Below are 14,706 nucleotides of genomic sequence, written 5' to 3' on the forward strand. Positions count from 1 at the left end.
GCATGCCATCGCGTTCGTCCCGGCCGCGCGGCGCGCGCCGCGCGGCCGCCGCCGTCGCGGCCTGCGCCGCGGCCGGGCCTTCGGTGCTGCTCGGCGGCGCTCCGGCCGCCTCGGCGGACGCGGCGGACGGAGCGGGCGCGGCCGACCGGAACGTGGCGTTCACGATCACTGATCCGCGGATCACCGAGTCCAGCGGGCTCGCGGTGAGCAGGAAGCACCCCGGGATCACCTACACGCACAACGACTCCGGCGGGGTCGCGCAGGTCTTCGCCCTCGGGCCGGACGGGACGACGCGGGCGGTGCTGACGTTCGCGGGGGCGCGGGCGCGCGACTGGGAGGCCATGGCGGTCGGCGCCGACGAACGGGGCCGTCCCGCGATCTACGTGGCCGACATCGGCGACAACCTCGGCGGGGCCTGGCCGTACGTGACCGTCTACCGGATCCCCGAGCCGGAGCGGATGCGGAGCCAGACGCTGCGGGCGACCGCGTTCAAGATCAAATACGAGGACGGGCCGCGCAACGCCGAGACCATGATGATCAACCCGCGGACCAACCGGCTCTACATCGCGAGCAAGCTGTTCTCCGGCGCCCTGTACGAGGCGCCGAAGCGGCTGCGGGCGCAGGGCTTCAACCGGATGCGCAAGGTCGGCGACGCCCCGGCGATCGCGACCGACGGCGCGTTCGCCCCGGACGGCCGCAGCTACGTGATCCGCACCTACTTCGGCGCTCGCGTCTACTCGGTGAACGCCGACGGCCGTCCGGGCAAGTCGCTGCGGTCGGTGTCGCTGCCGATGCAGGAGCAGGGCGAGTCGATCGCCTACACGGCGGACGGCCGGTCGCTGCTGGCGGGGTCGGAGGGCTCGGGCCAGCCGGTCTACAAGGTGGCGCTGCCGGACGACGCGCGGCCGACGCCGACCTCGACCCCGGCGGCGGCGAAGGGCAAGGACGACGCCGACCGGGGCACCGCGACGCGACCGAGACGCGGGCCGGGCTGTTCCTCGTGCTCGCGATCGCCGCGGTCGTCGGGTACGGGCTCGTCCGGAGGCGGCGCTCGTGACGGGCGCGCCCACCTGACCGGCACGATGGAACACGGTGACGGGCACGGATCGTCTGACGGAAGGAGTCGACGGGCCCGCGGGGACCCGCGAGAGGATGCGGACTGTGGAGCATGAGCTGGAGGGCCTGCGGAGCCGAGGGGGCCGTTGGCGCCCGATCGCCGTGGGCCCGTTCGCCCTGCTGGCGGTGGGTCTCGCGCTGCTGCCGATCCGCCCGGTCTGGCTGTGGGCGGCGCTGATCGCGGCGGTCGCGGCGTTCCCCTGGCTGCTCGGCGCGGCGCCCGAGGCGCGCCGCCGGGCGCCGCGCCCGTTCTGGCGGCTGTCGGCCGCGGGCCTGGAGCGGATCGGCCCCGGCGGGCTGAGCGTCGTCCGCTACGAGCGGTCCCGGATCGACGGGCTGGCGCTGACGAGCGGCGACGGCGTGCTGACGGTGTTCCACCGGTTCGGCCGTACGGCGGTCGGCTCGCTGCCGTCGATGGGGATGGAGCCGCTCGCGCTGTTCGTGACGGCCCGCGGCCTCGGCATCCCGGTGCACGTGCTCGACGGCGAGGCGTCCGACCTGCTCGACCCGGCGCTGGACGACGCGGCGCCGGTGCCAGGACCGGGCGGCGACGCGTCCGGCGAAGGCGGCGACGCGTCCGGTCCCGGCGGGCCGCTGCCCCGCGACGCCGCCGCCGAGCGCCGCCTGCTCGACCAGGAGGCCGAGCTGCTCGCCGCCGCGCACGAACCGCCCCGCGACGCGCCCGCGCCCGGCACGCCGGGGGCGGACGAGGCGCGGCTGCGGTCGCCCGCGCCGCTGCCGAGCCGCCGCCGGATCGCCGCGCTCGGCGCGCTCACCGCGCTGCTCGCCGCCGTGATGATCGTCCGGATCGCGGTGGAGGGCGCGGGCGGGTTCGGCGCCCGGCTGGCCGCGGGCTGCTGGGCGCTCGCCGCGATCACCGGCGTCCTCGCCGCGCGCCGCCGGCTGCTGCGCTCGGCCCGCGCGAGCTGGACGATCACCGCCGAACGGCTCGTGGTGCGCGGCCGTCCCGGGCGGCGCGACGTCCAGGAGGTCCCGGCGGAACGGATCGCGGCGGTCGTCGTCGGCCCCGGGCTGCGGCTCGACCCGCTGACCGGCGAGCCGCGCCGCGCCGACCTCGCCGCCCTCGCGTTCGACCACGCGCTGCGGCTCGTCGCCCGGCTGCCCGCGCACGGCCTCGACGCGTTCCAGCTCACGCACGCGCTGCACGACCACGGCTACCGGGTGATCACGCCGGGGCGGCGCGCGCCCCGTACGCCCGAGTACGGCCTGGAGGGGCTGCCGGAGATCTTCGCGCAGGTGCCCGGCGGGCGGCTCGTCGTCGCCGAGGGCGGGCTCGGCTGGGCCGACGCGGCGGGCGACGTCGTGCTGCGGATGCCCGAGGACCGGCTCGGCGGCATCGAGCTGCTGACCATCGCCGGGCACGCCTGGGTGCGGCTGTACGACTCCGACGGCGACGAGTTCTTCGCCGCGCCGCTGTCGGCGCTGCGGATCTCGCGCACCGACCTGCGGGAGGCCGCGCGCCGCGCCGGGCTCCCGGTGACCGACGCCGAGTACGACGCCTATCTCAGCGCCGCGTTCCACTCGGCCGTGTCCACGCTGTCGGCGCCCCAGCCCGAACCCGCCCCGGCCGCTCAGGAGTCCGAGCCGGTGGCCGCGGCCCCGGCGCCCGCCGCGGGGACGCGGACGGAGGCGACGGTGGCCGAGACGGCCGAGGCCCCCGCCCTGGAGGGCGACCTGGCGTTCGCCGTGACCGCGCCGCCGGGGCCGGTCACCGCGCCGGGCGTGCTGCTCGACGCGACCCGCAGGTCACGGCTCGGCACGTACGGGATGAGCCTGCTGCTGTGCGAGGTGGTGGCGCTCGTCGGGGCCGTGTGGCTGGGCCCGGACCTCGGCGGGTTCGTCGCGACGGCGGGCTGGTCGGTGCCCGCCGGGATCGTGGTCGGGCTCGGCGGCTACTGGCTGTACGACCGCAACCGCGCCCAGCTCCGCGTGTCGTCCGCCGGGCTGGCGGTCGTGACGCGGCGCGGGCGCGTGGAGTGGGACCTCGGCCGCGACCGGGTCGGCGGCGTCGGCATCGACGAGTCCGCCGAACGGATGCCGCGGCTGGTCGTGTGGGGCCCGACGGGACGCGTCCTGCGCCAGGTCACGTTCCCGCCCGACCTGGACGAGCTGCGCCGGGCCTGCGAGCGCTACGGCCTCCCCTGGGGCCCGCCGGACGCCGACCACCCGGCCCCGCCGCCGCCGGAGCTGTAGCCCCGCGCCCCGGCGCTGTAGTCCCGCGCCCCGGCGCTGTAGTCCCGCGCGCCGTCAGCGCAGCGACCAGGACTTCAGGGACTCGTACTCGACCTGGGCGTGGTCCTTGCTCGGCAGGTGGCTGCGCATCAGGTGGACGGACGTGGCCGTCCACGCGCTGCTGGCGAACGCCGACAGCGACTCCAGCCGCTGCCGCACGTCCACGGGCTGCCTCGACCGCGCCAGCGTCAGGTGCGGGCGGAACGCGCGGTGCTTGTCGGGCGGCATCCCCACCCGGCGTCCCGCCGCCGTGGTCGAGGCGGCGAGGCGGGCGAGGGCGCGCCGGTCGCCGTACAGGCCCGTCCACAGGACGCGGGCGTGCGCGCCGTTGCCGGGGAACGCCCCGGCGCCCGCGAGGGACAGCATCATCCGCCCGTGCCTGCCGACGGCGCGTTCGAGGCGCGGCAGGAGCCGGTCGAGGGTGCGGTCGTCGACATCGCCGAAGAACGTGAGGGTGACGTGCAGCAGTTCGCGGCCGATCCAGCGGAGCTCGGGCGCGTCGGTGCGGTGCGGTGCGAGGAACTCGTCCAGCTCGTCGAGGACGTCCGGTGGCGGCACGAGCGCCGCGAAGAGCCTCATGGGAACGTCCGGTGAGCCACGCGACCAGCCTTTCAGCCGCTACCGCCCCTTGTCACGCGGTTGAAAAGGCACATCGGCGTACAGCCCGCCCGGCGCGACGCCACAACGCCGCGGGCGAAGGTTCCCCGGCGTGGCGTTCCGCGTCGGCCGCCAACTCGTTCGTGGCGGCTCCAGCGCGGGCCGCGTGCCGGGCGTCACCCTTCGGGGCGGCTCCGGCGCGGGCCTCAGAACGGGCCTCGGAACGGGCCTCGGCGCGGGCCTGTCCAGATCCGTCGGGACCGCCTGCCGGGCGCGCGGCGGGAGTGCCGTCGCGGCGGCGCAGGCGGTCGAGAACGGGGGCGGCCGCGCCGCGCGGGGCGGCCAGCAGGCCGACCGCCAGGGTGACGAGCACGGCGACCAGCCCGCCGACGACGATGCTCAGCCGGGGCCCGAACTGCTCGGCCATCCAGCCGACCAGCGGCGCGCCGACCGGGTTCGTCCCGAGGAACACGAACATGTAGAGGCCCATCACGCGCCCGCGCATCTCCGGCGCGACGCCGAGCTGCATCGTGGCGTTCGCCGCCGTGGTGAACGTCATCAGCGCGATCCCGGTCGGCACCAGCAGGACCAGGAACGCCCAGTACACGGGCATCAGCCCGGTCGCGACCTCCAGCACCCCGAACATCAGCGCCGCGACCAGCAGCAGCCTCAGCCGGGGACGGGTCGCGCGGCGGGCGGCGAGCAGCGCGCCGGTGAGCGCGCCGACCGCGAGCATGCTGGAGGCGAGCCCGAACGACGACGCGCCCGTGTGGAACACCTCGCGGGCGACCAGCGCGGTCGTCATCTGGAAGTTCATCCCGAACGTCGCGACGAAGCCCACCAGGACCAGCACCATGACCAGGTCGCGGCGCCCGCGCACGTACCGCAGGCCCTCGCGGAGCTGCCCCTTGGCGCGCTTGACGGGCTCGGCGCCGTTCAGCTCGCTCTCGCGCATCGCGTACAGGCCGAGGAGCACCGCGCCGAACGACGCGGCGTTCACCAGGAAGACCGGGCCGGTGCCGATCGCCGCGATCAGCACGCCCGCCACGGCGGGGCCGAGCAGCCGGGCGCCGTTGAACGTGGCGCTGTTGAGCGCGATCGCGTTCGGCAGGTCGCGCTTGCCGACCATCTCGACCACGAACGACTGGCGGGTCGGGTTGTCGACGACGGTCGCGAGGCCGAGCCCGAACGCCAGCACGTACACGTGCCAGACCTGGGCCGCGCCGGTGATCGCGAGCAGGCCGAGCATGAGCGCCAGCACGCCCATCGCCACCTGCGTGATCATCAGGACGCGGCGCTTCGGGTAGCGGTCGGCGACGACGCCGCCCCACAGCCCGAACAGCAGCAGCGGCAGGAACTGGAGCCCGGTCGTGATGCCGAGCGCCGTCCCGCCGCTGCCGTGCGCGAGTTCGAGGACGAGCCAGTCCTGCGCGACGCGCTGCATCCACGTGCCGGTGTTGGAGACGACCTGCCCGGCGGCGAACAGCCGGTAGTTGCGCGTCCGCAGCGACCGGAACATCCCGCCGGACGCGCCGCCCTCCTCCGCGACCGCGCCGCCGGTCTCCTCGGCCGCCGCGATCTCCTCGGCCTTCTCCACCGCGAGCTCCGCGTCCAGCCCACCCTCCACGGCGGCGGTCGCGGTGGACGGAACGGCCCGGTCCCCCGCAGCGGCGGGGGCCGGGGTCAGGAGCGGCTGAGCTTGTCCAGGATCGGCGCCGCCTTCCGCAGGATCTCCCGCTCGTCGGCGGTCAGCTCCCCGAGCCGGCGGGACAGCCACGCCTCCTTGTGGCGGCGCTCCTCCCTCAGCAGGGCGTGGCCCTCCTCCGTCGCGCTGAGCACCACCTGACGCCCGTCGGTCGGATGCGGGCTGCGCACCACGAGGCGCTGGTCCTCCAGGTACGAGATCACCCGGGTCATCGAGGGGGGCTGCACCTTCTCGTGGTCGGCCAGCTCCCGCGGGGTCATCGAGCCGTGCCGCTCGATGGCGGCGAGCGCGGCGAACTGCGTGAGCGAGAGCGGGCTTGCGGAACCGCCGCCGGGCGTCACCGCCCTCAGGGTGCGCAGGCGGCGCGACAGGCGCGCGATCGAGATGCGCAGCTCTTCGGCCAGTCCCGGGGACGGCGCCCCGCGGCCTCTGGTCGGTGGCGTTGTCATTGTCGTTCGCAGAAGTCATTGCCTTTGCTAACGATACGCGGCCGGAACGTATTCCGCCAGATCGTCGGCGCGGCGGCCCTCCCGCGCGCCTCAGGCGGCACGCGAGGTCGCCATGGCGACTTCCCCTCCGATCGCTCGTAGGTCTCCCCAGGTCATGGTCCCATGAACGGCCCTTGACAGGAGAAGCTATGGACATTAGCTTACTGGCTATACAACATAGGAGTGAGTGATGACCGAGTTCCTTGAGGTCGCGGGCGGGCGGACAGCGTACGACGCGACGGGCGAAGGGCCGCTCGTCGTGCTCGCGCCGGGCGTCGGCGACCTGCGCGCGACGTACCGCTCCCTCGTCCCCGGCCTGGTCGCGGCCGGGTACCGGGTGGCGACGACGGACCTGCGCGGGCACGGCGAGTCGAGCACCGGCTTCGCCTCGTACGCCAACGCCGCCTGCGGATCCGACCTCGCGGCCCTGATCAGGCATCTGGGCGGCGGGCCCGCCGTCGTGTTCGGCAACTCGTTCAGCGGCGGCACGGCCGTCTGGCTCGCGGCGAACGAGCCGGACCTGGTGGCCGGGCTCGTCCTGGAGGGCGCGTTCACCCGGCCGACCGAGCCCAGCGCGTTCCAGTCGCTCGCGCTCGCCCTGGTCGGCCGCAGCCCCGCGCTGTGGGGGATGTACTACAGGTCGCTGTACCCGGGGCCGAAGCCGGACGACTTCGCCGCCTACCTCGCGGCCCTCAAGGCCAACCTGCGGGAGCCGGGACGCCTCGCCTCGATGAGGGCGATGCTCTCGGGCACCAAGGGCGACCTCGCCGGGGCCCTCGGCCGTTCGACCGCGCCGGCGCTCGTCGTGATGGGCGCCAAGGACAAGGACTTCCCCGACCCGCGCGCGGAGGCCGACACGATCGCCGCCGAGCACGGCGGCCGCACGGAGATCGCGATGATCGACGGCGCGGGCCACTACCCGCACGCGCAGTTCCCGGACGAGACGCTCGCCGCCGTCCTGCCGTTCCTGCGCGAGGTCGCCCCCGTCCGGAACGGGGGCGAGTGATGCCGCGCGTGGGCCTGTCCCCCGCCGGGGTCGTGGACGCCGCCATCGCGATCGTCGACGAGAGCGGGCCGGGGGAGCTCACCCTGTCGGCCGTCGCCGGACGCGCGGGCGTCGCGACGCCGTCGCTCTACAAGCACGTCCGCAACCTGGCCGAGCTGCGCCGCCTCGTGAGGCGGCGGATCCTGGAGGAGCTGACCGGACGGCTGAGCGACGCCGCGCTGGGCCGTTCCCGCGACGACGCGCTGCGCTCGATCATGCGCGCGTACCGTTCGTACGTCGTGGACCATCCCGGACGGTACGCGGCCATGGACCAGTCGGCCGAGCCCGAACCCGAGCTGGACGCCGCGTCCGAGAAGCTGCTCGGCGTCGTCCTGGCCGTCCTGCGCGGCTACGGCCTGGAGGGACCGGACCTCGTCCACGCCGCGCGCTGCCTGCGTTCAGCGGTGCACGGCTTCGCCGTCCTGGAGGCCGCGGGCGGCTTCGGCCTCCCGGAAGACCTGGAAACCAGCTACGAACTACTCATCACCATGGTCAAGAGCGGCCTCCCCCACCCCACCCCGGCGCCATGACCGCGGAGCGCGGACCGGGGCGGGCGTGGAGCGGGACGGCGCGTAGCCTGGCCGCATGAGCCGAGCGCACCGTCCCGACCCGCCGCCCATGCGGACCAACGACGTGCGCGTGGCCGCCGCGGGCACGGCCGGCTGGGCGATCGCGCTGGTCGTCCTGCTGATCGTCGGACCGTCCGAGGGCGACCGCTGGTGGCTGTGGACGTGCTGCGTCGGCATGGCCATCGGCGTGTTCGCCATGTGGTACATCCCGCGCCTCCAGACCGGCCGCGCCCGCCAGGAAGCCGAACGAGCCGCCTCCCGCCGGCACCCGTAACGCCCGTTCCCCCGGGGTCAGGGGTCCGGGGGTGCGGGGTCCAGGTCGGCTTCGGCTTGAAGGATGGGGAGGCGGTCGGGGGTCCGGAGGACGGCCTCCAGGGTCAGGCGGTCGTGCCAGCGGTCGGCCGACCAGGCGAGGGCGCGTGCCAGGCCGTGCGGGCCGTCGGCGTGGATACGGCCGTTGCCGGACCACCACGGGACCTCCTGGCCGTCCACGACGAGGCGGTCGTGCGCCGTGTACGTGGCGGGCGCGGCGGGCAGGACGGCGCGCACGACCTCGGGGACGGGGCGTTCCTCCCCGCCCGGCGCCACCTCCCCGGCACCTCGTCGCTCGCGAAGGGCAGGTCGAGGAGGTCGGCGAGGTGCCCGTGCCGTCCGTGCGCGGCGATGACGAGCGGCTGGCCCGCCAGCAGCGGCAGGACGTCGGGACGGTCCAGGACGAGCGCGTCCGCCGCGTCCACCACCTCCACCTGGCCGTCGACCAGGGCGCGCACGCGGTCCGGGGGGTCGGCCAAGGGGGTCCCGGACGTCTCGGAGGCGTCGGCGAGGGCCGTCCACAGCTCGCCGAGTTGCGCGCGCGTGACGGAACGGGCCGGGTCGCCGAGACGGTCGAGGAGTTCCGCGACGCCGCCGGGCCGGTCGAGGAGGTCGTGCAGGGACGTCCGTACGCCGAGCGCGAGGAGGAGGCGTTCGTCCAGGCCGTCCGGGCCGGGTCGTAGAGACCGGCGAGAGGGTCTCCCTCGGGGCCGGGCAGGCGGAACTCCTCCGGCAGCCGCCCGTCCAGCACGGGATGGCGCCTCAGCCACCACGCCGTGTAGGACGGGACGGTCGCGCGGCGCCCGTCGTACAGCGTGACGTGGGCGGGATCGGTGATCGCGGCGCGCCACGGCGGCCCGGCGAGGAGCCGGAGCGCGGCGGGCCAGTCGTCCACGAGTTCGAGGTCGCGGACGGCCTGGAACTCGGGCATCAGCGGGGGCAGCTCCTGCTCGCCGAGACGGTCGAGGATCTCGTCCGCCCAGCGGTCCTCGCCGTCCAGGTCGAACGACTCGGCCTGGTCGGCGACGCCCATCAGGTTGACGTCCTCCCCGCGCGCGAGCGCGAAGCCGTCCAGCACTCCGGCCGCCGCGAGAGGCTCGGGACCCCAGCGTTCGAGGAGGGGCCCCGCGACGACGCCGAACGGCGCGTCCGCCGCCATGACCTCGCGCAGCGGGCTGCCGGGGAGCAGCAGCTCGCCCGCCGGGTAGAGGTCTCCGTCCTCGGCGGACAGCGCGAGATCGGCCAGCCAGGGCTCCTCGCCCGGGTCGAGCCCGGCGGCGGCGACCAGCCCGAGGACGGCCTCCGCGATCTCCTCGGGCCCGTCCGGCTCCTCGGCGTCGAACGAGTTCTCCACCGCCGCCCGTACCGCCGGGTCGGCGAGGACGGCGCGCGCCCCGGCCTCGACCGCGCCGAGCCGCGCCAGCAGCGGATGGACGGCCTCCGGATGGACGAAGCGCAGGCCGAGGGCTTCGAGAGCCGCCGGTTCGAGACTGTCGTCCGCGATCAGCAGGCCCCGCGGGCCCCGCACGACCCGCCCGCCGCGCTCCCAGCCGTCCGCTGAGGGCCCGGCGAGCGGCACCGGAAGCGCGCCCAGGGAGTCGGTGGACGCGCCGCTCAGCGCCTCGTACAGCCGCCGCCACCACGCGGGCTCCCGGTCGAGCGCGGCCAGCTCGTCGATCACGTCGGCCAGCTCGACCCGCCGGACCCCGAGCGCGCCGAGCGCCGCGTGCCGCGCGGGCCATCCGGGCGGCAGGAGGCCGGGCAGCACGGCGCCCCCGTGGTCGTCGCCGGACGCGAGCAGTTCCACGAACGCCGGCGGAGCGTCCAGAACGATCGCGTCGCGCCCGCGCATCCGCCGTTCGGCCGCGCCTTCCCCGTCTCCCTCGACCGCGTCCTCGTGGCCCGTCGCGAGGGGCAGGAGCGGAGTCTCGGGGAGCCTGCCGAGGATGGCCCGGCGGATGCGGGCGTCCAGCTCGCCCGCGCCCACCGGCCCCGGAACGAGGTCGAGCAGCTTCGGAGTCACGGGCCGGTGGTCGCGGAGCAGCCGTTCGTACGCCTCGGCGGCGCGTTCCACCAGGAAGTCGGTGAGGGGGCCGGGCGCGACGTGCCGCCGGTCGGGCGCGAGCGGGAACGACGCGATCAGCAAGGCGGGCAGGTCGAGGCGTTCGTCCGAGGGCGTCGGCGCGTGCACCACGCGCGGCACCTCGGCCCCGGCCGCGTCCGGCGCACCGGGTGTCCCGGACGTCTCGGGCGTCTCGGGCAGGGCCCAGCGGACCTGCCAGGAGGGACGGGCGCGTTCCTCAACGGGTCGGTCGGCCAGCAGCTCGGGCGGCGTCCGCCCGTGGGCGTCGGCGGTCCGCCACACCGTCCCGCCGATCGTGACCCGTCCGCCGGGCCCCTGCTCGGCGGTCAGGACGCGGACGTCGCCCTCAACATCGACCTCGACGCGTTCGAGAGCGGGCAGGGCGAGCATGAGCGCGGGGCCGACCTCGCCGAGGCGCGCGCGCACGAGCGCGACGGCGGCCTCGTCCCGCAGCGGCAGCCGTACGACGGTCGCGAACCCGTCCGGGACCCCGGGCGTGTCGGCCCCCGCCAACGCGAACGGCAAGCGCAGCAACGGCACCTGCCCACCCCGCCGCGCGAGCTCGTCCGCAAGGGACGCGATCCCGGCGACCAGCCCACGGGCCGCCTCCACCGACCACCCGACCCCCACCACCCCGGCCGCATCCGCCGCACCGGACGCGGTTGCCGGCTCGGGCTCGGGCGTGGAGACGGACGCGATCGCGGGGTGGTCGGTGACGGAGACGACGGCGGCGAAGCCCACGCCGAAACGTCCGACGGAGCCCGCGTCGTCGCGCTTGGCGGAGGCGCGGAGGGTTGACAGCGCCTCGACCCCGGCGGCGTCGAGGGGCGCGCCGGTGTTGGCGGCCGTGAGGACGCCGCCGCGCAGTTCCAGTCGCAGCCTCCCGGGGACTCCGGCGCGTACGGCGGCGTCGGCGGCGTTCTGCGCGAGTTCGATGACGACGCGGTCGCGGTAGCCACCGAGGGCCTGGTCCTCCTCGGCGTTGGCGTCCTCGCGGAACCGGGCGGGCGACTCGGCCCAGGCCCGCAGGACCCGTTCCCGCACCCCGCGCGTCCCGAACGGATCGGCCCCTCCGGCGCCCGGCTCCGGGAGAGGGGCGGGCGTGGACGGCGGTCGCGGGGTAGAGGTCATCGGCGCGGCCCGGTCAGCCGTGTCCGAGGGCCTCTTCGGCGTCGGGATCGACCACGGCCTCCGCCGTGCCGCTCCCGGCGACGACGTCGTAGCCCATCTCGTCGATGACCGGCGGGTTGTGCTCGGAGGCGGCCGGGATCACGACGGCCTCCGAGTGGGCGCCGCAGCCGTGGTCGGCCGAGACGACCCGCCCGTCGTCGGGCGCGTACTCGTTGGCGCAGACCCCGAAGACCTGCCGCAGCCCGCCGGCCAGCGGAACGTAGAACCCGCAGGTCGAGCACTGCGCGGGCGCGGAGGCGGCGATCGGCGCGCGCGGCCCGGCCGAGCCGTCGTACCAGCGCAGGGCGGCCTCGTCGCGGCCCTCGCGGGACAGCACGCGCACCCGGCCGAGGCCGAGCTCCCACTGGGACTCCTGGTCGGCGTCGGCCGTGTCGATCGCCTGCTCGTACCCCTGGGCCAGCCGGACGTCGTCGGTCGCGGTCGGCAGCAGGTCGCCGGGGCCGAGGTCGCCGGGACGGAGCCGTTCGAGCCACGGCACCCACGGCGGGGCGAGCAGCGCGTCGTCGCCCGGCAGCAGCACGCACTCGTCGACGGTCACGTTCTTGGCGCGGGAGGCGCGGGTCACGGTGACGGACCAGCGCCATCCCCGGTACGCCTCGTCCAGGCACTCGAAATAGTGCGTGACCAGGCGGTCGCCCTCCGCCGTCAGGCCGAGATGCTCGCCGACGCGGCCCGGCCAGGCCGTCTCCTCGGCGGCGCCCCGGGCCAGATCGACGGCCTCGGCACAGGCGGCGTCGACGACGGGAGTACGGGAACGCCGCGCGGTCGCGGCGGTGGAACGCGCGGGGCTGGACTGACGCAGTGGGCTCACACCTCAATTCTCGCCCATGGAACGGCGTGGCCGGGCACCCCACCACCCCCAGCGGCGCCCCGTTCGCCCCGGTTCCCTCGAAACCCGCACCCCACGGGCCCGCGAACGGTACGAGGTGAGCCGGACGGCGAAGAGGGAACGTACTCTCAATTGAGCGTTCAAAACAATCATCCCCCGAACAGGACCTCCCCTCCGGGCAGCCCGGAGGGGAGGTCTCCGACCCCGTTGAGGAGAGATCGAGGCGCATGGCTGGCCGGGCACGCGGAACCGCGTTCGGACGGACCGTCCGCGCCGGCGCCGGCGGCACGGCCCGGGCGTTCCGCGGCGCGGGGAGGGGCGTGGCGCGCGCCGGCGGGCTCACCCGGCGGCTCACCCACGCCCACGGCGCCGGACGCAGCGGCCTCGGCAGCCTGATCGAGGCGTGCGCGCTCAACTCGGCGGGCGACGCGCTGGTGACGGTGGCGCTCGCCGGGACCCTGTTCTTCGGGCTGGACGTCAACCAGGCGCGCGGCCAGGTCGCCCTGTACCTGGTGGTCACGATGGCGCCGTTCGCGCTGATCGCGCCGCTGATCGGCCCGGTGCTGGACCGGATGCGGCACGCCCGCCGGTACGCGATCGCCGCCTCGTTCGCGGCGCGCGGCCTGCTGTGCTGGGCGATGGCGGGCGCCGTCCTGCACAGCGACCAGGTGACGTTCCTGCCCGCCGCGTTCGGGGTGCTGGTGCTGTCGAAGGCGTTCGGGATCCTGCGGGCGGCGGTGACGCCGCGCGTGCTCCCCGACGAGATCACCCTCGTCACGGCGAACGCGCGGGCCTCGTTCGCCGGGCTCGTCACCGCGTCGATCGCCGCGCCCCTCGGAGCGGGCCTCGGCGCGGTCGTCGGCGCCGACTGGGTGCTGCGGATCGCGACCGTCGTGTTCATGCTCGGCGTGGTGTTCAGCTTCCGGCTGCCGAGGCACGCCGACGTCCCGGACGCCGAGCCCGCGCCGTCCGCCGGGCCCGCGCCGTCCGCCGGGCCCTCCGCGTCGTTCGCCGCGAACGGCGGCTCGGCGGGCGTCACCGTGCCCGGCCCGGTGTCCGGTTCCGGCCCCGCGGACGCGGGCGCGGCGTCGGGCTCCGGCTCCGGAACGGCCGAGATGCCGGATCCCGCCGACGTCCCCGAGGGGAACGGAACGCGGCGCAACGGCTCCGGCCATTGGCGGACGCTGCTCAACGTCGGCCCCGCCGTGGCCGAGGCGATGCAGGCGAACGCGGTCCTCCGGGCGTTCTCCGGGTTCCTGATCCTCTACCTGGCGTTCCTGCTGCGGCAGGAACGGTTCGACCCCGTCTCGCACAACGTGGCGCTCGGCCTGCTGGCCGCGTCCGCCGGGGCGGGGGGCCTCATCGGCACCGCGCTCGGCGCGTGGATGAAGGCGCGGGCGCCGCGGCTGATCGTGTCGGCGACGCTGGCGTTCGTGACGGTGGTGGCCGCCGCGAGCGCCGCGTTCTTCGGGCTCTGGGCGGCCCTCGCCGTCGCCACCGCCGCCGGACTCGGCCAGGTGCTCGGCAAGCTGTCGATGGACGCGGTCGTCCAGCGCGAGATCGGCGAGGAGGTGCGCTCGTCGACGTTCGCGGTGTCGGAGACCCTGCACCAGCTCGTGTGGGTGCTCGGCGGGCTCGCCGGCCTCGGCATGTCGATCGTCGCCGACGGCCGCCTCGCGATGTCGATCGTCGCGGGCGCCCTGGCCCTCTCGCTGGCCGTACTGCTGTCCCGGCGCCATGCGGCGGCCAAGCACGACGAACGCGCCCGCCGCGGCCCCATCAAGGACGCCCACCCGGAAATGCACGCCTGAACGCCCCCGCGACACCCAGCCCTAGGCCCTCAGACCCCGGGACGCGGCTCAGGCGGGGTGAAGGTCGTCGGCGACCGCGCGGAGCACGGTGGCGATCTTCTTCGCCTCGGCCGGGGACGGGTGCTTGCCGCGGCGGTAGGTGTTGGAGATGTCGTCGAGAAGCTTGATGAGGTCCTCGGTGATGACGACCATCTCGTCGGGCTTCTTGCGCCGCTGCTTGGCGATGGTCTTCTCCACCGACGGCAGGGTGTCCAGAACGGCGACCTGGAGCGCCTGCTGCCCGCGCCGCCCCTCGACCACGCCGAACTCGACGCGCTGGCCGGGCTTGAGCGCGGCCACCCCGCCGGGCAGCGCCGAGGAGTGCACGAACACCTCACCCCCGTCATCGCGGGTGAGGAAGCCGAACCCCTTGTCGGCGTCGTACCACTTGACCTTGCCAGTGGGCACGGGAGACCTCGTTCAGTTTCTCGTCCTGAATTGGCCCCAAGATTAGTGCCTCGTCGCACGGCGGTGTACACGGGAGCGACGTCGGCGACCTTCTGCGAGGCAACGGACAGAAGCTATCGGGAGCCGCCGCGAGAGGCATCCCATTAAAAGCCGGGCGGTGATCTGCGAGGGGCTCCGGCCGCGTCCCGGACGGCGAGTCCCGCCGCCCGCGAGAGGCAACCCCGCAACAAGGCCGACAACGGCCGCCGCCCACCGCCTCC

11 protein-coding genes and 1 pseudogene are annotated in these 14,706 nt (G+C 75.5%); 6 read left to right on the forward strand and 6 right to left on the reverse strand.

The annotated features are described in order from the left end of the window. Nucleotides 1–2 precede the first annotated feature (2 nt). Both GEV43_RS09980 and GEV43_RS09985 read left to right on the forward strand, forming a co-directional pair. Entirely contained in the window at nt 3–1,172 is a 1,170-nt protein-coding gene (locus GEV43_RS09980) for a hypothetical protein (RefSeq protein ID WP_175250014.1), read from the forward strand. Further along, entirely contained in the window at nt 1,153–3,330 is a 2,178-nt protein-coding gene (locus GEV43_RS09985; protein WP_175250015.1) for a hypothetical protein, read from the forward strand. Before GEV43_RS09980 ends, GEV43_RS09985 begins: the two co-directional genes overlap by 20 nt. A 54-nt stretch (nt 3,331–3,384) precedes the next feature. On the opposite strand, the gene thpR is transcribed toward GEV43_RS09985, so the two are convergent. The 3 genes from thpR to GEV43_RS10000 are packed head-to-tail and all read right to left on the reverse strand — an operon-like array spanning nt 3,385 to nt 6,120. Beyond that, nucleotides 3,385–3,948, reverse strand: a complete 564-nt coding sequence (thpR, locus tag GEV43_RS09990) for an RNA 2',3'-cyclic phosphodiesterase (protein WP_160820438.1) — start codon at nt 3,946–3,948, stop codon at nt 3,385–3,387. A gap of 52 nt (nt 3,949–4,000) precedes the next feature. Then, the gene (locus tag GEV43_RS09995; protein ID WP_375539035.1) at nt 4,001–5,593 is read right to left on the reverse strand and encodes an MFS transporter; all 1,593 of its coding nucleotides are present in this window, start codon (nt 5,591–5,593) and stop codon (nt 4,001–4,003) included. A 56-nt stretch (nt 5,594–5,649) separates the two neighbouring features. Beyond that, nucleotides 5,650–6,120, reverse strand: a complete 471-nt coding sequence (locus GEV43_RS10000) for a MarR family transcriptional regulator (RefSeq protein ID WP_160820439.1) — start codon at nt 6,118–6,120, stop codon at nt 5,650–5,652. A 229-nt stretch (nt 6,121–6,349) separates the two neighbouring features. Between GEV43_RS10000 and GEV43_RS10005 the strand changes: the two genes are divergently transcribed. The 3 genes from GEV43_RS10005 to GEV43_RS10015 all read left to right on the forward strand — a co-directional run bounded on the left by GEV43_RS10005 (nt 6,350) and on the right by GEV43_RS10015 (nt 8,047). After that, on the forward strand, nt 6,350–7,165 hold the full coding sequence (locus GEV43_RS10005; RefSeq protein ID WP_160820440.1) for an alpha/beta fold hydrolase: 816 nt from the start codon (nt 6,350–6,352) through the stop codon (nt 7,163–7,165). Beyond that, nucleotides 7,165–7,734 (forward strand): TetR/AcrR family transcriptional regulator, encoded by a 570-nt coding sequence (locus GEV43_RS10010; RefSeq protein ID WP_160820441.1) that lies wholly within the window; start codon nt 7,165–7,167, stop codon nt 7,732–7,734. The genes GEV43_RS10005 and GEV43_RS10010 overlap by 1 nt, the downstream gene beginning before the upstream one ends. Before the next feature lie 88 nt (nt 7,735–7,822). Continuing rightward, entirely contained in the window at nt 7,823–8,047 is a 225-nt protein-coding gene (locus GEV43_RS10015) for a DUF2530 domain-containing protein (RefSeq protein ID WP_241683434.1), read from the forward strand. 2,877 nt (nt 8,048–10,924) lie between these two features. On the opposite strand, the pseudogene GEV43_RS55940 reads toward GEV43_RS10015, so the two are convergent. Continuing rightward, a pseudogene (locus GEV43_RS55940) lies at nt 10,925–11,299 on the reverse strand (hypothetical protein); the annotation flags it as partial. A 13-nt stretch (nt 11,300–11,312) separates the two neighbouring features. Further along, nucleotides 11,313–12,170 carry a DUF3027 domain-containing protein gene (locus GEV43_RS10025; protein WP_309239563.1) on the reverse strand — a complete coding sequence of 286 codons (858 nt, stop codon included), beginning with the start codon at nt 12,168–12,170 and terminating at the stop codon, nt 11,313–11,315. Between the two features lie 245 nt (nt 12,171–12,415). Here GEV43_RS10025 and GEV43_RS10030 point away from each other — a divergent pair, with 245 nt between their 5' ends. After that, nucleotides 12,416–13,999 (forward strand): MFS transporter, encoded by a 1,584-nt coding sequence (locus tag GEV43_RS10030; RefSeq protein ID WP_160820443.1) that lies wholly within the window; start codon nt 12,416–12,418, stop codon nt 13,997–13,999. A gap of 48 nt (nt 14,000–14,047) precedes the next feature. Here the strand turns inward: GEV43_RS10030 and GEV43_RS53740 are convergent, their stop codons facing one another. Next, complete coding sequence (locus tag GEV43_RS53740) at nt 14,048–14,446, reverse strand: cold-shock protein (RefSeq protein WP_160820444.1); 399 nt, start codon at nt 14,444–14,446, stop codon at nt 14,048–14,050. Between the last annotated feature and the right edge of the window lie 260 nt (nt 14,447–14,706).

The sequence above is a fragment of the Actinomadura sp. J1-007 genome (assembly GCF_009793335.1).
Taxonomy (GTDB): Bacteria; Actinomycetota; Actinomycetes; order Streptosporangiales; family Streptosporangiaceae; genus Spirillospora; species Spirillospora yumaensis.